This is a genomic window from Shewanella sp. GD04112, assembly GCF_029835735.1.
Lineage (GTDB): Bacteria > Pseudomonadota > Gammaproteobacteria > Enterobacterales > Shewanellaceae > Shewanella.
Genome location: NZ_JAOEAL010000001.1, coordinates 437544 through 459995, shown reverse-complemented (window position 1 = coordinate 459995; position 22452 = coordinate 437544). Strand labels below are relative to the sequence as shown.

General features: G+C 46.5%; 22 protein-coding genes. 10 read left to right on the top strand and 12 right to left on the bottom strand.

Features of this window, described 5'->3' with window-relative positions; genetic code table 11:
• Positions 1 to 53: 53 nt before the first annotated feature.
• Positions 54 to 1247, top strand: coding sequence for a hypothetical protein (locus N7386_RS02095; RefSeq protein WP_249553327.1), 1194 nt, complete (start codon positions 54 to 56; stop codon positions 1245 to 1247).
• Positions 1248 to 1363: 116 nt separating this feature from the next.
• On the opposite strand, the gene N7386_RS02090 is transcribed toward N7386_RS02095, so the two are convergent.
• Positions 1364 to 1486, bottom strand: coding sequence for a hypothetical protein (locus N7386_RS02090; protein WP_258405884.1), 123 nt, complete (start codon positions 1484 to 1486; stop codon positions 1364 to 1366).
• Between the two features lie 2 nt (positions 1487 to 1488).
• On the bottom strand, positions 1489 to 1647 hold the full coding sequence (locus N7386_RS02085; protein ID WP_249553325.1) for a hypothetical protein: 159 nt from the start codon (positions 1645 to 1647) through the stop codon (positions 1489 to 1491).
• Positions 1648 to 1900: 253 nt separating this feature from the next.
• Here N7386_RS02085 and N7386_RS02080 point away from each other — a divergent pair, with 253 nt between their 5' ends.
• Positions 1901 to 5008, top strand: coding sequence for a type I restriction endonuclease subunit R (locus N7386_RS02080; protein ID WP_279766898.1), 3108 nt, complete (start codon positions 1901 to 1903; stop codon positions 5006 to 5008).
• A gap of 2 nt (positions 5009 to 5010) precedes the next feature.
• Positions 5011 to 5724 carry a SprT family zinc-dependent metalloprotease gene (locus tag N7386_RS02075; RefSeq protein ID WP_279766897.1) on the top strand — a complete coding sequence of 238 codons (714 nt, stop codon included), beginning with the start codon at positions 5011 to 5013 and terminating at the stop codon, positions 5722 to 5724.
• 46 nt (positions 5725 to 5770) lie between these two features.
• On the opposite strand, the gene N7386_RS02070 is transcribed toward N7386_RS02075, so the two are convergent.
• Together N7386_RS02070 and N7386_RS02065 are read right to left on the bottom strand one after the other, a co-directional pair.
• Positions 5771 to 6064: a hypothetical protein gene (locus tag N7386_RS02070; protein WP_279766896.1), complete on the bottom strand. Its 294-nt coding sequence runs from the start codon at positions 6062 to 6064 to the stop codon at positions 5771 to 5773.
• A gap of 398 nt (positions 6065 to 6462) precedes the next feature.
• On the bottom strand, positions 6463 to 7686 hold the full coding sequence (locus tag N7386_RS02065; protein WP_220054491.1) for a site-specific integrase: 1224 nt from the start codon (positions 7684 to 7686) through the stop codon (positions 6463 to 6465).
• Between the two features lie 541 nt (positions 7687 to 8227).
• On the opposite strand from N7386_RS02065, the gene ric reads away from it, so the two are divergent.
• Together ric and N7386_RS02055 are read left to right on the top strand one after the other, a co-directional pair.
• Complete coding sequence (gene ric / locus N7386_RS02060; protein WP_279766895.1) at positions 8228 to 8974, top strand: iron-sulfur cluster repair di-iron protein; 747 nt, start codon at positions 8228 to 8230, stop codon at positions 8972 to 8974.
• A 98-nt stretch (positions 8975 to 9072) separates the two neighbouring features.
• Positions 9073 to 9576: an ATP-binding protein gene (locus N7386_RS02055; RefSeq protein WP_109286796.1), complete on the top strand. Its 504-nt coding sequence runs from the start codon at positions 9073 to 9075 to the stop codon at positions 9574 to 9576.
• Between the two features lie 4 nt (positions 9577 to 9580).
• On the opposite strand, the gene N7386_RS02050 is transcribed toward N7386_RS02055, so the two are convergent.
• From N7386_RS02050 to N7386_RS02020, 7 genes are all read right to left on the bottom strand, one after another.
• On the bottom strand, positions 9581 to 10159 hold the full coding sequence (locus N7386_RS02050; RefSeq protein WP_011715617.1) for a HupE/UreJ family protein: 579 nt from the start codon (positions 10157 to 10159) through the stop codon (positions 9581 to 9583).
• A gap of 146 nt (positions 10160 to 10305) precedes the next feature.
• Positions 10306 to 11028, bottom strand: a complete 723-nt coding sequence (locus N7386_RS02045) for an HAD-IA family hydrolase (protein WP_279766893.1) — start codon at positions 11026 to 11028, stop codon at positions 10306 to 10308.
• Complete coding sequence (gene xerC / locus N7386_RS02040) at positions 11028 to 11927, bottom strand: tyrosine recombinase XerC (RefSeq protein WP_279766892.1); 900 nt, start codon at positions 11925 to 11927, stop codon at positions 11028 to 11030. Before xerC ends, N7386_RS02045 begins: the two co-directional genes overlap by 1 nt.
• Before the next feature lie 48 nt (positions 11928 to 11975).
• Complete coding sequence (locus tag N7386_RS02035; RefSeq protein WP_279766890.1) at positions 11976 to 12611, bottom strand: DUF484 family protein; 636 nt, start codon at positions 12609 to 12611, stop codon at positions 11976 to 11978.
• Positions 12608 to 13435, bottom strand: coding sequence for a diaminopimelate epimerase (dapF, locus tag N7386_RS02030; RefSeq protein ID WP_086903861.1), 828 nt, complete (start codon positions 13433 to 13435; stop codon positions 12608 to 12610). The genes N7386_RS02035 and dapF overlap by 4 nt, the downstream gene beginning before the upstream one ends.
• Positions 13436 to 13505: 70 nt before the next feature.
• The gene (gene lysA, locus N7386_RS02025; RefSeq protein ID WP_086903860.1) at positions 13506 to 14750 is read right to left on the bottom strand and encodes a diaminopimelate decarboxylase; all 1245 of its coding nucleotides are present in this window, start codon (positions 14748 to 14750) and stop codon (positions 13506 to 13508) included.
• A 42-nt stretch (positions 14751 to 14792) separates the two neighbouring features.
• Positions 14793 to 14987 (bottom strand): lipoprotein, encoded by a 195-nt coding sequence (locus N7386_RS02020; protein WP_011627406.1) that lies wholly within the window; start codon positions 14985 to 14987, stop codon positions 14793 to 14795.
• Positions 14988 to 15054: 67 nt separating this feature from the next.
• Between N7386_RS02020 and cyaY the strand changes: the two genes are divergently transcribed.
• Positions 15055 to 15384 (top strand): iron donor protein CyaY, encoded by a 330-nt coding sequence (gene cyaY / locus N7386_RS02015; protein WP_011621196.1) that lies wholly within the window; start codon positions 15055 to 15057, stop codon positions 15382 to 15384.
• Positions 15385 to 15423: 39 nt separating this feature from the next.
• Here the strand turns inward: cyaY and N7386_RS02010 are convergent, their stop codons facing one another.
• Positions 15424 to 17838 (bottom strand): class I adenylate cyclase, encoded by a 2415-nt coding sequence (locus tag N7386_RS02010; protein WP_279766889.1) that lies wholly within the window; start codon positions 17836 to 17838, stop codon positions 15424 to 15426.
• Positions 17839 to 18040: 202 nt separating this feature from the next.
• Between N7386_RS02010 and hemC the strand changes: the two genes are divergently transcribed.
• From hemC to N7386_RS01990, 4 genes are read left to right on the top strand one after another with little or no spacing between them, the layout of a single operon-like run.
• Positions 18041 to 18973: a hydroxymethylbilane synthase gene (gene hemC, locus N7386_RS02005; RefSeq protein ID WP_037430190.1), complete on the top strand. Its 933-nt coding sequence runs from the start codon at positions 18041 to 18043 to the stop codon at positions 18971 to 18973.
• 4 nt (positions 18974 to 18977) lie between these two features.
• Entirely contained in the window at positions 18978 to 19718 is a 741-nt protein-coding gene (locus tag N7386_RS02000; RefSeq protein WP_144346645.1) for a uroporphyrinogen-III synthase, read from the top strand.
• Between the two features lie 60 nt (positions 19719 to 19778).
• Positions 19779 to 21008 (top strand): uroporphyrinogen-III C-methyltransferase, encoded by a 1230-nt coding sequence (locus N7386_RS01995; RefSeq protein WP_279766888.1) that lies wholly within the window; start codon positions 19779 to 19781, stop codon positions 21006 to 21008.
• Positions 21005 to 22171: a heme biosynthesis HemY N-terminal domain-containing protein gene (locus N7386_RS01990; protein ID WP_055648790.1), complete on the top strand. Its 1167-nt coding sequence runs from the start codon at positions 21005 to 21007 to the stop codon at positions 22169 to 22171. The genes N7386_RS01995 and N7386_RS01990 overlap by 4 nt, the downstream gene beginning before the upstream one ends.
• Positions 22172 to 22452 lie beyond the last annotated feature (281 nt).

Below are 22452 nucleotides of genomic sequence, written 5' to 3'. Positions count from 1 at the left end.
TTCACCTTGGGCGCAAACCGCTCGTATAACCCGTAGTAAGCTAAAGGAAGAGTATGTTTAAGCCAAACAAGGATGGTAAATATGTGCTTAAATCCATAAAGTTTGAGAGTGTGTTTCTCCCTTCGCCAACTACCGTTACAGGGTTACTTAAGCTACCCAATAACTTTGTAAAAGTAGTCCCAATCATTGAAAAACAAAGCGGCATACTTTTAAACATTGGCAGAAGCTCACGTTCAAATTTGGCTACTGAAGGCGTAGCAAAACCCAGCATTAACAAGCTCACTTCTTGGGTTAAAAAATTACCAATACCATATCAAAAACTTCAATCATTCTCGTTGCTTTTAAAAACAATCAAAGCCGGAAAAGTAGGCTCAAACGCTTGCATTTGGTGGCCTTTGGTGAATGGTTTTAAACAATCAACCTATGATACAGAACTGAATACCTTGCTTGATTTTCTGCAATTACGGGCAGATGCCGATTACTGTATGATGAAAGAAATAAAGCAACAGATTAAACAAGGGAAAATGAACAAGGACGATAGCAATGCCATTTGGCAAGCTCAGCAAACTACATGGCAACACCAAAGCTTAGTTTCAGTTGAAACACTCAATATTTATAGCGAATTCGCAGCCACCCCAGACAACCCCAAGTATCTACAAAATGAAAATGCGACATTACTCATAGGAGCTGTTTATCACCTGATATTTGACTTTTATCTTAGCGCAATTGCCCACTTTGAAATAGGAATTGCTCTGTATGAGCACAGACACGATGGAAATATTGAGCTTAATAATTATAAAGGAATTTTTTCAACAACATTAGACATTTACTCGCATGAAAGTTATGCCTATACCTGTTTCAGTGCCATGCTGGAGGCAATAAAACAGCGGTTAGCTGATCATGGCACAGTTTTAGGCTGGCGAGAAATAGCTACCTTTATTTATATAGAAGATTCAGGAGAAAGTGATGAACTGCTCAACGACCGACAATACAATCGGCTCAAAGATTGGCGAAAAGGCATCAACATACCATCCAATGAAAAAATGAGGCTGTTTGTTGAAGCTTTAGTAATATCATTAGGTGATTATAACCCTGAGCCAATCATTGACTATTTTCGAATTGCTAGAGCTGTAGATGATTTTTTAGCATTACAACCAGATAAACAGGTTATTCCAATAATAAAGAGTGTGCTTGCTAACTACCCTACATACTTTGAACACTATCATTCAGCACTTATCAAAAAATAAAAGGCCATTTCATCCCCATGGCCTTTTACCTATTAACTTTGGAGACGCCACCTTTTGGTTGAACGCTGTAATGTCGTTAACTTTAGTGGTGATTTAGCGTCAACAACTTGAACCTTTCATTCATCATCAAGCTGTTCTTGCCAATCGTCTGGACGCTCATCTTCACCTCGACTCTGCCAGTAAGCGTCATTGTTGGGATTAAGCTGATTGCTATGATTATCATCATCATGTTTAGACATAATTACTTACCTCCCTGCTTACCATTGCCAGAATTCTTTGCCGCTGCACTCTGCGCTTTTGCAGCAAAACTACCCTTAGCTACAGTTCCTCCGTTTTGAGTTGCAGTTGAGCTTTGAATACGAGCGGCTGCTTGTGGGGTCATTGGGGTTTTATTACTCATGTTATTTCTCCAATTTAGGGTTACGTTGGCAGGAGCCCCTACCAACAAAAGAGATTGTGCCTGAGCTTTTGGGGCTTGCAGTGGGGGGGAAATCGTCCAAATTTACATATTTTTGAATTTGCCCCGTATTCAATTGATTTTGTTAGCTGTTATTTGTGCTATGCCTCTGTAATATAAGAGCCTGCATGATTGCATCAAAATCAATCGTATAAAAATCAGATACAAAAGATGTCTTTAATCATCTGGTAAAGGGATGGATATGGATCAGGATGAGCTACATAAGGTCGAGTTACCCGCTATTGCCCAATTATCGCTATTAGGTTGGCAGTACATTGCGGGAGCTAAACTCACACCTGAATACCATGAAAGACCCTATCTACGGGATGTCGTGCTGATGGGACGGCTCGAAGCCGCCATTAAAAGAATTAACCCTTGGATCAACGATGAAAACCTGCGCAAGGTTTGCCGTGATATCACCCATCCAAACTTTGTCGGCTTGATGGAATACAATCAGGCCATCTATCAAACCTTAGTGAATTATCTTTCAGTAGAGCAAGACGTTGGTAAAGGGCGTAAAGGCCAAACCGTTAAGTTGATTGATTTTGATAACCTTGCAGCCAATGAGTTTATCTGTACTTCACAGTTTAAAGTCGAAGGCGTAAGCCAAAATATCATCCCTGATATTGTTTGCTTTATTAATGGCTTACCGCTGGCAGTGATCGAATGTAAATCCCCCTACATCTCAGCACCAATAAGCGAAGGGATTAACCAACTACGCCGATATGCCAACCTACGTAATAGCGTCGATGATGAAGGCGCACAGCGGCTTTTTTGGTATAACCAGCTGATGGTATCGACCTGTCGCGATCAGGCCAAAGTAGGCACAATTAGCTCTAATGCATCTCACTATGCTGATTGGAAAGATGCCTATCCATTTACCGATACCACATTAAGCGAACAGAATTTATCTCAGGCCTTTAGCCGTAATAGCCTCGACGATATGCAAGTTAGCGATAACCCAGCACTGTACACCACCACCAGCTCAAACTACGATGCAATCACTGCGGTAACAGCACAACAACGTTTGATTGCAGGTATATTCAGCCCTGCTAGCTTCCTCGATATACTGCAAAACTTCATTATATTTGAGCCAGTTGAAGGCAAGCTGATTAAGAAGGTGGCACGTTACCAGCAATATAGAGCCGTAAATAAAGTCATTGAGCGCCTTAAAACAGGTCAAGACCGCAAAGAGAAGTCGGGCGTGGTATGGCATACCCAAGGCAGCGGCAAATCGCTGACCATGGTCATGCTTGCTGTTAAAATGCGCCGAGATCCTGTGCTTAAGCAATACAAACTTGTGTTTATTACTGATCGTACTCAGTTAGATGAACAACTATCTAGCACCTTCCGCGCCGCCCAAGGCGAAACAATTTATAACGCGGGTTCAGTTGCGGAGCTAAAAGCACTGCTGAAAAAAGACAGCTCGGATCTTGTGACTGCAATGGTGCAAAAATTCTTAGACCTAGAGAAAGAGCTGAGTGCTAACAATGAAAACGAAGGTTTTGTTAACTTAAACCCGAGTGACAAAATTATCGTTCTTGCCGATGAAGCCCATAGAACTCAGTTTGGCGGCCTTGCCATGACCATTAACGCTGCCCTACCTAACGCTCCTAAAATTGGGTTTACAGGCACACCACTACTAAAAACCCAAAAAATGGATAAAGCTTTTGGGGGCTATATTGATGAATACAAGATCAATCAAGCGGTGGATGATGGCGCAACAGTTCGCATTTTGTATGAAGGCCGCCAAGTAAAGACCGAAGTCGCTGGAGAGTCATTAGACAAACTGTTTGAGGCTTACTTTGGTAGCTATAGCAAAGAAGAACAGCGGGAGATTAAACAAAAATACGGTGTTGAGCGCGCAGTTCGCGAAGCACCTGCCCGCATTCGCTGGGTTTGCATGGACTTACTTGAACACTACCGAAAGCACATACAACCAGACGGTTTTAAAGCCATGATAGTGGTGGGTAGTCGCCATGCGGCCACCATATTTAAAAAGACCTTAGATGAGTTAGGTGCGCCACCTAGTGAAGTGATTATCTCGGGTGATCACAACGATGAAGCTTATATTGCTGTTCATACCGACAAGACAAAGCAAAAGAAGATTATCCAAGACTTTACTAAACCATTATCGGAAAACCCTGTCGCATTCTTAATCGTGAAAGACATGCTACTGACAGGGTTTGACGCACCGATAGCACAGGTGATGTACATCGATCGTAAACTACAAGACCATACGCTGATGCAGGCCATTGCTAGAGTGAACCGTACCTATGCAAAGAAAGAATGCGGCTTTATTGTCGATTACTTTGGGCTGTCGAACCACCTTATCGAAGCGATGGAAATGTTCAGCAATGATGATGTAGAAGGCACGTATCAAAGCCTTAAAGATGAAATTCCCAAGCTAAAAGCTACACACACCCTCGCCATTTCATTTTTTAGACATATCAAGAATAAAGACGTTGATAGTTATGTACTGGCACTCAAAGAGGAAACTGTTCGAGCACAGTTTGATATGGCATTTAAGCGATTTGCAAAGCAAATGAACATCATTCTGCCCGATGTTGCCGCCGCACCATTTTTAGCCGATATGAAACTGTTGGGCAAAGTCCATAATTCCGCGCGAAACCAGTACCGTGATGCTGGTTTAGATATGACTGATATCGGCGCTAAAGTCCGTAAGCTGGTGGATGAACATATTTTAAGTACAGGCGTTGATCCCAAAATACCGCCTATTGACCTACTTGCCGCAAATTTTAAAGAAAGTATTCGACCAGAAAAATCGACTGAATCTAAAGCTTCTGAAATTGAAAGCGCGATTAAGCACCATATTACCGTCAAGCTTGAGGAAGACCCAGAGTATTACAAATCACTCAGCCTAAGACTCAGAGACATTATCGAGAAGACTGCTGGACAATGGGAACAGCAATTAGAGCTTTTATTGGCTATGGTCGACACAATTGAGATAGACCGTCGTAGAGCCGCAAAAGATGCAGGACTTTCCGAAACTGAGTTTGCCTTCTACAACATACTTACTGCTGAAGTAACCCAAACAAGCGACTTTGAAGTCATAGACGAGCACCAGTTAATTGAGATAAAGACGATTACTCAAAACCTTGTCGCAATGTTTGATGAAGCTACGCAGATAGTCGACTTTTTTAACAAGGGGGATGAGATAAAACGGTTGAAAAAAGAGATAAAACGCGCCGTTATTGATGCATCATTTAGTAACTTAGAGTTGATATCTAACCTGCAAGATAGATTTATGGAATTAGCAAAACACAAGTTTAATAAGCAGTGACCATGAGTATGAAACAAGCTGAATTCATTCAAGCTAAAGGTTATCAAGCCCGCGTTACCCGAACAGCGAGGGCCAAAACAGCCTCCATAAAAGTTGAAGAAGGCATGGTTAGTGTAGTCGTACCCAAGGCATTACCCATAGAACGAATCGAGCGAATATTACAAGAAAAACACCAATGGATTATCGATAAGATAGCCCAGCACAAGGTACTAATTACCTCATCAGAAAAGCAGTTTGTTTCTGGTGAGGCAATGCCATACCTTGGCCGCAATTACCGCTTAAAGGTACATGCAGGCAGTTTTGAGCCAGTAAAGCTGGTGCAAGGACGATTAGTCGTTATTGTCCCCGAAGGTTCAGTCCGTTCAAACTTAGTAAGGGAAGCACTTATAGGCTGGTATAAACGCAGTGCATTACTCAAACTCAGGGAAAAGGTTCGGCGTTATGCAAAAGTTATGGGAGTTACCCCTAAATCCGTCAATATCAAAACCTTCAAAAGCCGTTGGGGTAGCTGCAATCCTAAAGGTGATTTAGATTTTAACTGGATTATTGTTATGGCTCCTAACCGCATTGTCGACTACGTGGTTGTCCATGAATTGTGCCATCTAAAGCAACTAGACCACTCCCCACTATTTTGGAAAGAAGTAGAGCGGATAATGCCTGATTACGCGGAATGTAAAGAATGGCTTAAGAATAACGCCCCAAAATTAACATTCTAACACCACTCAAAAAGACCACCGCAAAGTGGTCTTCGTTCAATCTTAACTAAAACACCAACCCTTCAGGCAACTCATCATCTTCATCTATTATGGGCTCTACGTATCCCTGAGCTTCAACATCATAACCAAGCTCACGTAATCGATTGATAATTGCCCATGGTGAAGCTTTACCGTTACCAATCATGCTTATACCGTAAACATCACAGCCACCAATCATAACTCGCTTCAACATAGCGTCTATCTTAGGATCTTGCGCTCGATATGGCGCAATCTTAAATGCCTCTTCGGTATCTACAGTTATAATGATGTGCTCTGTTAAACCTAGCGCGTCAATGATCATGTGTTCACCTCTAACATTGATAACTTACTGCTGGCAGATAAAAGCTTGCGCTATGAATACTTTAGTTTTTGCCTTTGCTCTTGAAAGCTAGCCCCCCAGTAGTAGCGTTGATTACCACACATATAGCAGGAGCAAATACATGGAGTCCCCAAACAAATCCCAAGAAATTGGGTTGATTGTTTTGGCCTACCTCCCCAATAAATAGCCCTATATTTTTTGAGACGCACATTATGATGGCGACGAATTGCACGCTTCGAAATTTTCACTTTCATACTCCCGAACTGGACTAACTATTCGGGTGGCCACTCCTTCGAATGACCACCACATTCGGTATCGGGATTTCGTTAACAAAAACATAAAACCTCTCAATAATAAGTTGGGGCGTAACAGATTAATATTTATGCTTTCCGTTTCAAAATGGACACATTATCAGGCTTATCCACCAGCAATTTTAAACGTTCAACCCACATATCTAAGGCTATCTTTTTCTCGGGGATATATTGGCTGCGATTATAAATAGCCATAACCCCACCCAATTTATGCCCTAATAGCTGCTCAACAACGTAAGGGGCAACGCCTAAGTCATTCATGTAGGTTGAGATAACTCGACGTAAATCATGCAAAGTCCACTTTTCAGAATGTCCTAGTTTCTTCCATAAAGAGCCACCATAAGCGCTGACAGTCGCATCTTCTTTAAACTTTCCAAGAATGAGATCACTAGATTTACCATTGCCTTTCAGTTTCACCATGAACTCTTTCAAGTCATCAGGAATTGGCCTAACGATCTTGACCATTTTGTTTTTATTCTCCCGCGAGTGAACAGTCCATAATCCTTCCTCGAAATCCCATTGTGACCAAGTAGACTCCCTAACTTCATGGGTTCTAGCACCAAAAATAACCAATAGTTTAAATAAGTTGCCGTAATACTCTGGTAATACATCGGAATTAAGGAGTTTGATGAAATCAGCTAGTTCACGCTGACTGAGAACTCTATCCCTTTTATTTTGCTTTCTCCCCACATCTTGAATTGTTAAGGAGTCCAACGCAGTAGTGTGCACAAATTGCCTATTTTTACAAAAAATCAAAGCCTGTTTGATGTTCTGCAGAACATAGCCCGAGGCAACCGGTGCCGGACGTTGCTTACTCGGAATACCTTTACTTATACGATCAAAGCATTCAATCCAATGTCTTGTTTCCAAATCTGTTATAGGCAAATGCCCTATATACGGATAGATATGCTTAACAAATTGTGCCCGATGCTTTTCATGGTTTTTCCTACGAGTAACAGCTTGTTCCGTATACCAATACTCAAGCGCATCTTTAACAGTGATGGGATTAAATGATTTTTCTCGTCCAATAGAGCGTTGGATTTTAGGATCTTTTCCATTCGCTAACCATTCACGACATTGATGTGCCATCTCCCTAGCTTTAACTAAAGATAATTCTGGATAGTCTCCTAAATCCATCCTGTAATTTTTGCCATCAATTTTGTACCTATATTGCCAACGAACTTTACCTAAGGGGCTCACTCTCGCCCCTAGCCCTCTACCATCTGAAAGCTCAAATGCTTTGGGGTGATTTTTATTTAAAACCGCTCGAATATTTTTGTCGTAAAGCTTCATCAATGACTCTTAATTATTAGCTTAAATTTCAGGGTAAATATCAACCTACAAATCTCTTTCGAAAAAAGCTCCTTAAATAGGCTCTATCCGACCCAGAATATGCACACCAACACGCACCCACATATGTACCCCCATATGTACCCCTAGTTAACCATAAGAATGAGTCAACACCAATACAAACCCGCACAAAAACCCACCAAACAATCACAATTACATGCACTTATAGTTTCAAACCTAACAAACCAAAAACAATAGAAAACGACTATTTAGTTAATACGGCATGAACTAATCCGCAAGGATTAAGCTGTTGTATTGAAAAGGCGAGTCAGCAATGACTCGCCTTTTTGCTTTATTAGCGACCATTCCCCGCCACAGCAAAGTAATTGAATTGTGCTGACCTTAAGGCAACTTTGCTACTCCCTTAGAGATATTTCACAGCATGAAATGTGATATGCCCGACTAATTTAGTCAGGATTTATTGCGCCAATATAAAGCTGCAAATATTATGCATGTAAAATTATTCTCGCTTTGGAGTGTTGCTATGTTATCTGCCCATCTCTCATCCGAAAACCCAGTTGAAGCACAGTCAGCCTCAATCACCCCATGGCTTGAACGCAAAGTGGGGGAATTGGTCGCAGAAGATTTTCGCCGCGCCCACGTGTTTAGCCAATTTGGTATCGATTTCTGCTGCGGGGGTGGTCGAGCACTCGCCAATGCCTGCGAGCGAGCAGAGGCCAATCCTGAGCAAGTCGTCGCCGCACTGGAGGCCGTTTCCCACTCGGGAGCCAAAGAAGATGAACTCAATCAATTGCCACTCGACCAGTTGATCGATTATATCGAGCGCACCCACCATCAATATGTTCGCGCTAAGGCGCCGTTATTGCTCGAATATTCAGAGAAAATGGTACGCGCCCATGGTGAGCATTATGCCGAGATTATTCCTTTCGCTGGCTGGGTGCGCGCCTTAATTGAAGACTTAATGCCGCATTTGATGAAGGAAGAAAAGATCCTTTTCCCCGCGATCCGCGCCATGAGCCAAGGTGAACAAGTGCAAGGTTGTTTTGGGCATATAGGCAACCCCATCAATGCGATGCAATACGAGCACGAAGAAGCTGGGCAAATTTTGCAAAAGCTACACGAGTTAACCAATGACTTTACGCCGCCGGAATACGCCTGCACCACATGGCGCGTTTGTTACGCGACTCTGGTCGAATTTGAGGCAGACTTGCACCGACACATCCATTTAGAGAACAACATTCTCTTCCCTAAGGCGCTACAACTCGCCTAGTACAGACTGCTGATTCACAACAAAGGCCAGCACAACTGCTGGCCTTTGTTATTTTGGCGTGTTACAAAAAGTGGTGTGCTACGCAAGGAGCCGCCGCCATGACATACCCAACATTCGCACTCGATGATATTGGTTCACTTCATGAGTCCGCCCAAGTGGAGTTCAAACTCGCGCGGGGCCGCGATGGTCAAGGTCAGCTCCCAGAAGATATTTGGGCGACCTATAGCTCCTTCGCTAACACCTTAGGTGGCGAGATTATCCTCGGGGTGCGTGAAGAACATGGTCATTTCACCATTGAAGGCATTCCGAATCCCCTGCCCGTGTTGCAGGAATTTTGGGAAATCCTCGATGATCCAAGCCGCACCAGCCATAATATCCTGGCGATTTCTGATGTGCAGCTAATTGAAATTATGAATAAAAAGCTGATAAGGATTCGCGTGCCACTCGCACCAGAGCACCTTAAGCCCGTGTTTATCGGCACAGATCCTTATACTGGGACTTATTTTCGCGTTGGAGATGCCGACATGCACGCCAGCCGAAGACAGGTCACACAAATGCTGCGCCGCGCCCATCATTGCACTAAGCAACTCAAGGCGCGTTAAGCCATTAAAAGCCAGCGAGTAAATATCCACCCATAGCGGCAATCGCTACGCCCGATACCCGCATTAAGCGGCGCTGGCCCGTCAGGCGCTGCATGCCTAATCCTAACATGACCCCACCAAGATGAATGACCGCAGTGCCAAACAAGAAACCGAAGGCATAGAGTATGGGACTGGCGAGTTCGGGCATTTCCATCCCATGGGCATGGCCGTGGAAAATCGCAAACACGCCCACAAAGGCCATGGCAAACAACAGCGGAAGTTGGCGGTCAAAAGCTATCGCTAGCCCAAGCAATAAGACAGATAGCGCAATGCCAATTTCGACAAAGGGCACCGGAATCGCATACAGGCCTAAAATGCCACCGACCAACATAAAACACACAAAGGCTAAGGGCACAGTCCAAATGGCTCGGCCGCCCAATTGAGTACTGAGCATACCCACACTCAACATGGCAAGGAGATGATCAAAGCCCAAAACGGGATGGTTAAAGCCCGCCATAAAACCACCACCGGAGTGGATTTCGTGCGCCGACGCAGGGGCAATAAACGATAGACTCAAGAGGAGCAACAGACTTAAACGCACCATAGCAGTTCCTTGACAGTGATGGCGTAACAACCGAGTGAAAGATATCGAACACTCTACGGCAAAGCCGTGAAGCAATCTTTGATCCTTATCACCTTAAGCTATCGCTTAATTCAGTGGATAACTTAGCTCAACTTTCCTAAACCAAATTAAGGCAGCAAGATCTCCAGCAGAGCATCGAGGGTCGCAATTTCCATATGGGGTAATAGGGCTGCTATCGGCAGCGACGCCACGCGACCAAAACTCGGATTCAGCCAGACCGACTGGCAGCCCGCTAAGCGCGCACCGCGAACATCAGCATTCATACTATCACCCACGTGCAGCAGTTCGTCTAAGCCTATATCCAGCCTTTCACAGGCCTGTGAAAACATATCTTTAGCAGGCTTCATCCGCACACCACTACCAGGATGCAGCACAAATTCGAACACGTCACTCAAGCCAATGCGTTGTGCGTCCACATTACCATTGGTGATACCAATCAACCGAAAATGGGCCGATAAGCGCGTGAGCAGCGCCAAGACTTCGTCGGAAACCTGAAAATGGCTGCGATGAAAATAGAAACAATCCAAACCTTCCTGCGCGCCCCGTTTTGCCTCAGGTTCACTATAACCGAGCAGTAAAAGGCCTTTGTGCAGGGTCGCAATTCGCGCCGCAGAGGTGTCATGGGCAAGGGCCGGATTTTGCTGTATCAGTTGCAACTTGAGCAGTCGCCATTGCTGCGGTTGCCAAGCCTGAGTCAGCGGAAAAGCCTGATGCAAAAACTGCGTTAGCTCGGCTTCGGCATTCAGAATATGAGGCTCGTTATCGTATAGGGTATCGTCGAGATCGAAGCTGATCGCACGGATATTCTGGGGTCTAAGATAACAACGCATTATTTATCCTGTTGTTTTTTCGCTCTAGGATGGGCGTTATCATACACCTTAGCTAAGTGTTGGAAATCTAAACTGGTATAAATTTGCGTGGTCGACAGGTTTTCGTGGCCCAATAATTCCTGCACCGCCCGTAAATCTGCACTGGATTCCAGCATGTGCGTCGCAAAGGAATGGCGTAGCTTATGGGGATGCACCCGCATAGAAAGCGCCTGCTCCTGACCCCACTTGCTCATCCGCGCCTGAATGCTGCGATGGGATAAACGCTTGCCCTTCTCTGTGACAAACAATGCGTTATCTTCACAGGAAATTTGTTTACGACACTTAAGCCAAGCACCGATGGCCTCTATGGCGTAACGCCCAACGGGAACGATGCGCTCTTTGTTGCCTTTGCCTAACACGCGCACTTCATACTGGTCGTACTGCACACTGGATAAATCCAGTGCCGCCAGTTCCGCCAAACGCAACCCGCTGGAGTAGAACAGCTCCATAATGGCTTTATCACGCAGGGTTAGCGGATCATTACCCTCAATCGCGAGCAGATGCGAGATAGAATCGACGTCGATATTCTTAGGTAACGGTTTGGCCTGTTTGGGTGCGCTCAGGCCCTTGGCGGGATTGAGTTCAATCACGCCTGTGCGCAATAAAAACTCTCCCCACTGTTTGATGGCCGACAACCACAATGATAGCGAGCGCGGGCTCAAGCCCTTGCGGTGCAGCTTAGCCAGCACCTGTTGCCAATGCTCACGACCCACATTGAGCAAATCAACGCCCTCGGGCAGTAACTCACTCCCCCGCTGCAACTCGTACATATAATTGCGAACCGTATGCGCCGATAACTGGCGCTCTGACTGCATATAGGTTTCAAACTGCTGCAAATAGGACTGACACTGCGGGGTCATCTCCAGCTCCTCATCATTATGGAATTGAGGCAAGGCGAACCATGTACCTTAAAGCTTGGCCAGCATATGTGCGAGTAATCGGCGCAATTGTTCGAGCAACATATTGTCCATATCCGGATGAAAATGCGCCGCATCTTGGCTAGCAACGGCAAAAATCATCGGGATCTGATCGGCTAACTTCACTAACGCGACTGAGCCCACTTCGCTACCAAACAGGCGTTTCGCTTCCTGCTGAGTTAAGCGGCCAAAGTAGTAATCCTTACGCAGACGCTGTGCCCAAATCGCTTGCATCTCCACATCGGCATCTAACACGCTGATCAGGCGCACATGGGTAAAATTAAACTGCGTCTTTAAACTATCGGCCAGCACTTCTTTAAGGGCTTCTAAATTAACGCAATTGAGTAACTTAAAAGACAGCTCGGTATTAAAGAGGAATATCTTTTCATTGCGCGCTGCCATCGCCAGCAGACTGGTGATTTCTTCTTCGAGTTGCCCAACCCGTTGGCGCAGTAACTCTTGACGACGCTCGACCAAGGAAATCGCGCCGCGCTCCGAATGGGGTAAACGCATCGCAAGTAACAGCTCGGGATAACGATTAAAAAAGTCTGGGTTATCGAGTAGGTACTCGCGAATAATCAACTCATCGAAGGGAAGATCGGTCTGCGGCATCAAAGGCTCGGTCATAACTGAATTTGTCCATCGTAAACGTGCTGCGCTGGCCCCGTCATCCACAGGGGTTTGCCTTCACCTTCCCAATTGATGGTTAAGGTGCCCCCCGGCAAGTCGACACGTACCTGTTGGTCGAGTTTGCCTTGGATTTGCCCTACCACCACTGCGGCACAAGCACCAGTGCCACAGGCTAAGGTCTCGGCCGCACCACGCTCGTAAACTCTAAGCTTGATATGGCCCGAGTTCACCACCTGCATAAAGCCGACGTTTACCCCGCGCGGAAAACGCTCATGCTTAGTGAGCAGTGCACCAACCTCGGCGACATTCGCGTTAGCAACATCTTCCACATCGAGCACGCAGTGGGGGTTGCCCATGGACGCCGCACCACATAAAAAGGTTTGTTGCGACGTTTGCAGCAGATAGGTTTTTTCGGCCTTCTTGGCTTTGAAAGGAATTTGGCTAGGATCGAGCACAGGCACGCCCATATTCACAGTGACAGTGCCGTCACGTTCGAGGCGAAGAGTCATCTTACCCGCAGAGGTGCTTACACGAATTTTATTCTTATTTGTCAGACCCTTATTACGAACAAAGCGCGCAAAACAACGGGCGCCATTGCCGCAGTTTTCGACCTCACCACCGTCGGCATTAAAGATACGATAGTGAAAATCCAAATCGGGATCATAGGGCGGCTCAACCAGCAAAAGTTGATCGAAACCGACACCAAAGTTACGGTCGGCTAAACGGCGGATCTGCTCAGGCGAAAAGAACACGTTCTGCGTGACACCATCGACCACCATAAAATCGTTGCCCAGTCCGTGCATCTTAGTGAATTGGATCAAGATACTTATCCTTTAAGCCTAGGCGCCGCCATTAACTAGCCAAGCGCCTGAATCAATATAATTTTCTAGTTTACGGCAGGAGTTGCTCACCTTGCCAGAGCTGCGCTAATTTTTCTCGCTCACGCACCAGATAAGCCTTGTCACCATCGACCATCACCTCGGCCGCACGGGGACGAGTGTTATAGTTAGAGGCCATGGCAAAACCGTAGGCACCGCTCGAGCGCACAACCAATAAATCCCCTGCCGCAATCGCGAGAGCTCTGTCTTTACCTAAAAAGTCACCGGTTTCGCACACTGGCCCTACGATATCAAATACTTGCGCTTGTTCATCCCTTGGATTTACCGGAATGATATTTTGCCAAGCGCTATAGAGTGCGGGGCGAATTAAGTCGTTCATCGCGCCGTCGACAATCGCAAAACGTTTATCGCTGTTTTCTTTAAGGTACAGCACCTGAGTGACGAAAATGCCCGCGTTAGCGGCAATGGCGCGACCCGGCTCGAAAATTAACTTGAGCTTGCGATCGCCTAAACGTGCGAGCAGGGCTGCGGCGTAAACATCAGGATGCGGCGGAGTTTCATCGTCATAGGTCACCCCTAAACCACCACCCACATCGAAGTGTTCAATCACAATGCCTTGCTCGGCCAGACGGTCGATAAGGGCCAACATTCTGTCCATCGCATCGAGGAAAGGTTGGATCTCTGTCAGTTGTGAACCGATATGGCAATCGACCCCTTTTACCTGCAAATGTGGTAGCGCATGGGCACGGGCGAATACGACTTCAGCCTCATCCATGGCGATACCAAATTTGTTCTCTTTAAGACCCGTCGAAATATAAGGATGCGTACCGGCATCGACATCGGGATTCACCCGCAGTGACACGGGAGCAACTTTACCTAAGCGGCCTGCAACCTGATTTAACTGTTCAAGCTCGGCGCTCGATTCGACATTAAAGCAATAAATACCGAGGTTAAGTGCCTGTTCCATTTCGGCAACGGTTTTACCCACGCCCGAAAATACCACTTTGGCCGGGTCGCCACCGGCTTCAATCACCCGCGCTAACTCACCGCCCGAGACAATATCAAAACCACTGCCTAAACGAGCCAAGACGTTTAGCACGGCTAAGTTAGAGTTGGCTTTCACCGCGTAACATACTAAATGTGGATAGTCGGCCACCGCATTGTTAAACGCATGCCAGTGACGTTCGAGCGTCGCACGGGAATAGATATACAGTGGCGTGCCATACTGCTGGGCTAAATCATTGACCCGACAGCCTTCGGCGTACAGGGTATTGTCTTGGTAGAGAAAGTGATCCAATGTCCGATTCCTTACTGCGCTTTGTTGTAATTATGCTGATTATTATTGTGTTTTTTCAGTTTCAGCTTGAGGCTCCGCCGGGTCGGCAGGGGTCGCTTCACTCTTCGGCGCCTTAATTTCTGTAGGCTGACTCACCTCTGCGGGAGAGGATTTATACAGGGGGCCTTTTTGACCGCATGCTGTAATGAATAGGCTACCAAGCAATAACAATAAAAACAGTCTCATTTTTCTCAACATCTGTGCATCTGGTGACTAATAGCCTTATAATCGCACCCATCTTGACGAAAGCAAAGGAGAGAAATGCATGGCCATGACAGATACAGAATTTCACCAGCTCGCCGATGACATGTTCCAAGCGATAGAGACCGCTATCGAAACCGCAATTGATGAACAAGACGCCGATGTCGATATTGATGCCAGCGGTAACGTGTTACAGCTGGAATTTGTCGATGGTTCGAAAATTGTTATCAACAAACAAGAGCCTTTGCATGAGATTTGGGTTGCGACCCGTTTCGGTGGCTATCACTTTGGTTTTGTTGATGGTAAATGGATTGATGGCCGTAATGGTGGCGAGTTTATGCCCTTTGTACAGGACTCAATCCTTCGCCAGAGCGGTATCGCACTGAGCTTCTAATAAGCGCGTGCAGCTTTAACAAGCGGGAGCGATTCCCGCTTAAAACTCCACGTTAGCGTTATTGATATCGACCCCAAAGGGCATGACAGTCAACTCGCCCGCAACCCGCACTAGATGGAAAAACTGCGGAATGTTAAACCTCGCCTTCGAAGCATAATACTCATCAAATACATAGTGATGACTCACTTTGTTGACCAACTCCATCATATTCGAGCCAGGCTGCACATAATGGCTGAGCTGATTATCTTCATCGAGAATAAACACATCCAGACTTTCGGGCCGCTGGCGCAGGAAATATTGAATCGCTCCTTTAGCCGCAAAGTTCTGAATAATTTTCGGCATACTCGAAAAGGGATCGTCGCCCAACTCGGGCCGAGGCAATTGCACCAGATGACTGCGTGACAGCTGCTGATAGAAGGATTTTGCATCGCTCAAGTCCTGATACGCCATCCCTAATGGGTTAAAGAAAATCCCATAACGGGTATGACTGATTTGCAGCGGCTGCACTAAAGTGCTCGATTGTTGCACCTGCTGACATAGGCGCACGGTTTGTTTCAGCAGGTTTTTCACCGCTAACTTAAGCTGAGGCCTGAGTTTTTGTGAGCAGCTAATCACATCCATATCCACCGGATGGGTCGCTCTCCTTAATCCCGGCGTGACAAACGATAGCGCCTGCAATACTGCGGTTTCGCCCTCAAAACGGTGGCATTGCCACTCTCCCCAACTATTGAGACAGATGGCATCGAGGGCGCCGAGCATATTTTCCTTCTTACGGCCCAATGAAAACACGTTGGCATTCATCACATCGACCATCATCTCTTGCCCATGCCAGTGGACGGTAGGGTCGCAGTCGAGATTAAGAACAAAAATCAGCTTTCTAAAATGCCAAGGCTGGCATAGGTCAAGTTTCGATACCCGCCAGTCGTGGTCGATAAAGTTCAAGAGCCGCCGCGCCGCCTCGGTTAGGCGCCGAGACTTAACCTTACTCTGGCCAAACTCATACCATTTGGTTTCTGGCGTCGACACGCCGTTCAAGCAGGCCCAGATCATCAATGCCGAGGGAGTTTTCCCCTTACATATCGCCGATTCGCCCAACAGATTTTGCGGCTTTGGCCCCTGGCGATAAAGGTAATATTGGTTTTCCTTAGTGCTAGACACCATGGTCACTTCAGATTCGGCGACCGAGCGACTCCAAAGCAGATTTAACTTAGCGATTTGATCTTCATCTTGGCTGAAGTAAGTGTGCAACTTGCGGGTGAGCATCCCCAGCTCTTCAATCCTGAGTCCCTCATTTAACTCATGGGTCGAGGCGAAGCGCAGCAGCGTTTGGTAACTCGCCAGCAGCAACTCGTTAAGCTGTTCATTGAACCAGTTCAATTGTCCGCTGTGCCAATGCTCACAGTCATCTAAGGTCGAAATTAAGCTGTCGGGCCACTGCCATTCTTGCACTAGCTTTTGCATTTTGGCGTAGCGCCAGTCTTTGCCTTGGTCCGCGACGCTCAAATACACACCACATTTGAGATAAAAACAGCGGCGCACAATCTCGAGTCGACGATTATCATTCTGCTTTAACAGATAGGCTTCGATGACCTCATAAATCGCGTAATAAGCATCATTAGAGGTGGAAAAATCCCCCGCTAAGGTCTTTTGCCACAACCTGTCGCACAACAGTTGCGAATGGGGATATTCACTCGCATAGGCTTCCAGTAGCAGTACTTTTATCAACGCCTTATGGGGTTTATTAAGGCCTTTATAGAGCTGCCACAGCGACGCCCCAAAGTACTCACTCGCCGGCAGCTCGTGCACATTACCTAGGTACAACAGCTCAGGATTAAGCTTGGCATCGGGCCACCATGCGATGGTTTTACCCGCTAACCGAATTTGGCTGCGATAAAACTCCTCAAGCAATAACCAATGTTGCGTACTACCGCTGTGCTCATGGGCCATCGACGATTGGCAACCGGAACGCTGCGATTTATCGCCAGAAAATTGCAGCGGGTGAACTAAGTAAAAGTTCACCTCAAATTGATATTCGGCAAACCAAGCGGTTAAACGCTCGGCTTTTAATTTGATTAAGGCTAAGTCCTCATCACACAGCTGTGCATGGTGCACTAGCCATACATCCACATCACTCTTGGCATTCTGGCCAAAACTGGCCGTGCTACCCATAGCGTAAACGCCTTCAAAGGCTGGATTTTCAACCTCATTAGCAATAAAGGGGAGCTTAAATACATCGCAGGCCTGCGCCTCAAGTGAATCATGACGATAACCTTGGATCCCACACGGTGTGTCGGCATCGACAAAGCCAGGATACTGGACGCTATTTTGCTGAATAAGGAAGGGGATCAAACGGAACAAATGCTTTTGAAGCGGCGACAACAAGGCTAAAGCTCGTGCGATACGAACTTGATTAAGTCTTTCTGCAATATCAGGAAATTGACCTTGCTGATCCATCCAAGAACACGACACTTAAGCACGAGTAAGAAGTGTGCTCATGTTAACACTTTTGCAAAGTTGAGCAACCAAATGAGAAGTTCGTCACACTTTAAGCCAATTTAGAACGCCGCCGACTTCAAAGAATCGATACGCCTTCCTTACATTCACGAATAGCCAATGTTAGCATTGGCGCAACTAAGATCTCGGATGGAAACTAGGCATGTCTGAAAACCGCATACGTATCGCTACCCGCAAGAGTCCGCTGGCCATGTGGCAAGCTGAATTTGTTAAAGCAGAATTAGAACGCGTTCACCCAGGTATTGTGGTGGAGCTATTGCCAATGAGCACTAAGGGCGATGTTATCTTAGACACGCCATTAGCGAAAGTTGGTGGTAAAGGCTTGTTTGTGAAAGAACTCGAAGTCGCTATGCTCGAAGACCAAGCCGATATCGCCGTACACTCGATGAAAGACGTGCCAGTAGATTTCCCCGAAGGCTTAGGGTTGGAAGTGATTTGTGAACGCGAAGATCCACGCGATGCCTTTGTGTCTAACCTTTATAAGTCAATCAGTGAGCTGCCACTCGGTGCCACGGTAGGCACCTCAAGCCTACGCCGTCAGTGCCAACTGCGCGCCTCACGCCCAGACCTGATTATCAAAGATCTGCGTGGCAACGTGGGTACTCGCCTCGCGAAACTCGATAACGGCGAATACGATGCGATTATCCTGGCTGCGGCGGGTTTAATTCGCCTGAAATTATCAGAACGTATTGCCAGCTTTATTTCTGCGGAAGAATCCTTACCCGCAAACGGTCAAGGTGCTGTCGGTATTGAATGCCGCACTAACGATGAACGCGTTAAAGCATTATTGGCACCATTAGAACACTTAGAAACGCGCTACCGAGTTATTGCCGAACGCGCCATGAATACTCGCCTCGAAGGTGGTTGCCAAGTTCCTATTGGCGCCTTTGCCGAAATCGATGGTGATGAGATGACACTGCGCGGCCTCGTTGGTAATCCAGATGGTAGCGAAATCATCGAAGGCGTGATCACAGGTCCAAAGACCGAAGCGACGCAACTCGGTGTTGCCCTTGCTGAAGAACTACTGAGCAAAGGCGCTAAAAGCATCCTCGACGCTGTTTACGCCAAAGCCTAAGACGATGAAAGTCTTACTGACGCGCCCCGAGGGGCGCAATCAGTCAATGGTCGATGCCTTGAATGAAAGAGGCATCGAACACTGCGTGACGCCACTGCTCTGCGTTGAGGCCACGCCTCCGCTGCCGCCTGACTCTTCGCATCCCCTAGCCCATGTCGATATGGTTATCTGTATCAGCGCCAATGCAGTCAGCTTTGCTGATGCTGCGTTTAAAGTCGATACAGCCCAAGTTAAAGACTGGCCAAGCGTATCTTATTTCGCCGTAGGTCATGCTACGTGGGAAGCACTGCAAGAGAAGGGAATTGAAGCTCTCGAAGCACCGGATGATTGTCAGCAAACAGAAGGCTTGCTGACATTGCCTGCACTGCAACATATCCAAGGCAAACATATCACTATCATTCGTGGTGTCGGTGGTCGTGAAGCCCTCGCTGAGCAACTGAGTGCCAGAGGCGCGAAGCTGCGCTATTGGGAAGTCTATCAACGCGCTTGCCCACCACTCGATGGCGCCGCGGTTAGCCAACACTGGCGAGACTTAGGGATAGATACTATTGTCGTGACGAGTGGTGAAGTACTGGATAATCTGATTAATCTAGTGCCAAAAGAGTTATTTGCATGGCTGCGCTCATGTCATATCATAGTCCCCAGTAACCGAGTAGAAGCTCAAGCTCATGCCTTTGGTATAACCCAAGTCACCAATGCCAATGCCGCCAACAGCAAAGCCGTGCTAAACGCCCTTAAACTCTAAGTGCTATTTAGCCCGATTTTACTCGAATTTCGGCAGTAGCATGATTTTAAGGACTGTTAAATGGATAACAACAAGCACGACGCCCAAAGCCCAGAGTCACAGGCTATCCCAGTTCTCGCCACATCGGTCAATACCGATGACGCTGCACCACACAACCAAGCTTCTGAGTCACAGGCGAGCAAGCCTGAAGAACAAGAAGTCAAACCTGCCGACACTAAGTCGCAAGCCAGTAAACCCGAATCGACCCAAGCTGCTCGCCAAGTGGTGCAAGTGAATCGTAGCTCATGGGCTATTCGTTTTGGTGTACTACTGGCCTTAGGCTTGACCGTTTGCACCATAGGTGGTGGCTATTTGCTATATCAACAAATGCAGCAACAGCTTCAACTGCAAGAGACGAAAAATCTAGCCCTGCAAGATCAGTTGCAACAGGCTTTACTCGTCCCAAATCAGCGTCTTGCACAACTTGAGCAACAACAACTCTCAGATGCAAAAACCTTCCAAGAGTTATCTAAGCTTGCCACAGATCAAAACCAGTTACAGGACAGACTAGAGAAACTGGCCCAGCGCAGCCCAACCCACTGGATGGCCTCAGAAGCCGAATATCTAGTAAACATGGCTGGACGTAAGCTTTGGCTCGAAAAAGATCCACGTACGGCAACCGATTTATTAAAATCCGCAGATGAAACTATTGCCGCGATGAACAACCCCGCCTTACTGCCAATCCGTAAGGCATTGGCAAAGGATATTGCGGCGACCACCAATATTAAGAGTTTGGATATTGAAGGTGGTGTATTAGCACTCGATGCCTTAATAGACCAACTTGACAAATTGCCGCTAAATCGTGCCGATGCTGAAGCAAGCACGGCTGAAGATACGACCATTTCCGGCGATCTTAACGATTGGCAAAGTAATCTGAGTAAAACCTGGAAGGCGTTGACTCAAGATTTTATTACTATTCGTCATCGCACCGCCGATGCGCCAACCCTACTTGCTCCAGAGCAACAATGGTATTTGATTGAGAATATCCGCCATAAACTGCTGCAATCACAACTGGCACTCTATCGCTATGATAGAGCCGCTTATCATCAATCACTGATGATGGCGCGCCAGTGGATCCAAACCTATTTTGATGTTCAAGCGCATCAAACTAGCGAGGCCATTGCCGAAATCGACAAGTTGGCAACACTCGATCTTGACCCTATTACGCTAAAATCCTTTGCCGCTAAACCGCTGTTATTACAGTTAACCAGCTATGGTGAACTCACCTCTTCAGAGGAACCGCAGCTATGATTAAGGCATTAATATTTCTTGGTATTATACTTTTAGGCCTGTGTATCAGCCCCTGGATTGTTGGCAATACTGGCTATGTGTATATTGCCGCGGGTGATTACCAGCTTGAGACCAGTTTAGTTTTTGGCATCGTCATGTTAATCGTGTTTTATGCGCTATTCCAAGTGCTGGAATGGTTAGTGATCACTGTGATTAATCTGCTGCTTCGTAGCCGTTTTATCCCGCAGCATTGGCGTCGCCGGTCTGCCAAGAAACACACTTTGATGGGCGCACTCGCGATTGCCGAAGAAGATTGGCCTGCGGCAGAACGCGCCATGATTAAAGGGGCCGACAACGGTGAACTGCCAGCATTAAATTTGTTAGCCGCTGCACGTGCTGCTCAACATCAAAATAAAATTGCCGAACGAGATCAATATCTTGCCCGCGCAGAAGCGCAGCCTATGACGGCCAATGCGGTAGCAACCACTCGTACCCGTTATTTACTTAAACAAGGTGAATTAGCCTTAGCCAGAGCCGAGCTCGATAAGTTAGCCCCAACTAGCAAGAGTAAAGCCCCTGTGCTGAAACTCGCCCTCGAGTTATATCGCGCCCAGGAAGATTGGGAAGCGCTTAAGCTATTGCTCCCAATACTGAAGAAACGCCAGATCTTAGAGGATGCAAAGTTAAATACGCTGAATGTTGAAACCCATTGCGCCCTATTAAAAGCGGCGAGTCTAAAAGGGGAAGAAGCCCTAGAACAATGCTGGCAATGGCTTTCACGCGATGAACGTAACCAGTCTGAGTTTTTAGCGATTTATGCCATGGGCTTATGCCGCTTCAATCGTAAAGACCAAGCGCTTAAATTACTCTCGAAAAAGCTACGTAGCTCGCCAGAGTCTGCACTGTTAGAAGTGATCCCACAGATCGTCACCGCCCATGACGAAGAGATCCGCAAGCAATTACTCAAGCATGAAATCACCCATGAGAACAATGCTGATTACCAACGGTGTTTAGCGCTACTCTACCAACAAACCCGGGATATGAAAGAAGCCAAAATCCGCTGGCAGAATGTTTGTCGTCTTGCTCCGAGTAAAGACTCTTGGCTGGCGTTAGCACGTATTCAAGAGCAACTTGGCGAACAAGGTCATGCTAACCAAAGCTATCGTCAGGCAGTAAACCTATAATTTCTATCAACCGCAATCCATTAGGCGGATTGCGGTCCCTCCTCATTCAACCTTGAACATACTTGCCGCACATCATTTATAAAATATTAAACCCGATCTTAAGAATAATTTGTTATTAATATGTTTATTTTGATAGTTAAGAGACACTAAATGCAGTTTCTTTTGCGTTTTAAGATACTACATCTAGTTCTGTCACTTTTAAGTGCCATTTTTTCGTACTCCACCCCTTAAAATCCAGTTATAGCAAGCCATTCCGGCGCGTCAAAAAATTGACTTACACA

Coding starts and splice junctions, on each gene's coding strand:
- N7386_RS02095 (WP_249553327.1), top strand. CDS start 54: ATGTTTAAGCCAAACAAGGATGGTAAATATGTGCTTAAATCCATAAAG.
- N7386_RS02090 (WP_258405884.1), bottom strand. CDS start 1,486: ATGTCTAAACATGATGATGATAATCATAGCAATCAGCTTAATCCCAAC.
- N7386_RS02085 (WP_249553325.1), bottom strand. CDS start 1,647: ATGAGTAATAAAACCCCAATGACCCCACAAGCAGCCGCTCGTATTCAA.
- N7386_RS02080 (WP_279766898.1), top strand. CDS start 1,901: ATGGATATGGATCAGGATGAGCTACATAAGGTCGAGTTACCCGCTATT.
- N7386_RS02075 (WP_279766897.1), top strand. CDS start 5,011: ATGAGTATGAAACAAGCTGAATTCATTCAAGCTAAAGGTTATCAAGCC.
- N7386_RS02070 (WP_279766896.1), bottom strand. CDS start 6,064: ATGATCATTGACGCGCTAGGTTTAACAGAGCACATCATTATAACTGTA.
- N7386_RS02065 (WP_220054491.1), bottom strand. CDS start 7,686: ATGAAGCTTTACGACAAAAATATTCGAGCGGTTTTAAATAAAAATCAC.
- ric (WP_279766895.1), top strand. CDS start 8,228: ATGTTATCTGCCCATCTCTCATCCGAAAACCCAGTTGAAGCACAGTCA.
- N7386_RS02055 (WP_109286796.1), top strand. CDS start 9,073: ATGACATACCCAACATTCGCACTCGATGATATTGGTTCACTTCATGAG.
- N7386_RS02050 (WP_011715617.1), bottom strand. CDS start 10,159: ATGGTGCGTTTAAGTCTGTTGCTCCTCTTGAGTCTATCGTTTATTGCC.
- N7386_RS02045 (WP_279766893.1), bottom strand. CDS start 11,028: ATGCGTTGTTATCTTAGACCCCAGAATATCCGTGCGATCAGCTTCGAT.
- xerC (WP_279766892.1), bottom strand. CDS start 11,927: ATGACCCCGCAGTGTCAGTCCTATTTGCAGCAGTTTGAAACCTATATG.
- N7386_RS02035 (WP_279766890.1), bottom strand. CDS start 12,611: ATGACCGAGCCTTTGATGCCGCAGACCGATCTTCCCTTCGATGAGTTG.
- N7386_RS02020 (WP_011627406.1), bottom strand. CDS start 14,987: ATGTTGAGAAAAATGAGACTGTTTTTATTGTTATTGCTTGGTAGCCTA.
- cyaY (WP_011621196.1), top strand. CDS start 15,055: ATGGCCATGACAGATACAGAATTTCACCAGCTCGCCGATGACATGTTC.
- N7386_RS02010 (WP_279766889.1), bottom strand. CDS start 17,838: ATGGATCAGCAAGGTCAATTTCCTGATATTGCAGAAAGACTTAATCAA.
- hemC (WP_037430190.1), top strand. CDS start 18,041: ATGTCTGAAAACCGCATACGTATCGCTACCCGCAAGAGTCCGCTGGCC.
- N7386_RS02000 (WP_144346645.1), top strand. CDS start 18,978: ATGAAAGTCTTACTGACGCGCCCCGAGGGGCGCAATCAGTCAATGGTC.
- N7386_RS01995 (WP_279766888.1), top strand. CDS start 19,779: ATGGATAACAACAAGCACGACGCCCAAAGCCCAGAGTCACAGGCTATC.
- N7386_RS01990 (WP_055648790.1), top strand. CDS start 21,005: ATGATTAAGGCATTAATATTTCTTGGTATTATACTTTTAGGCCTGTGT.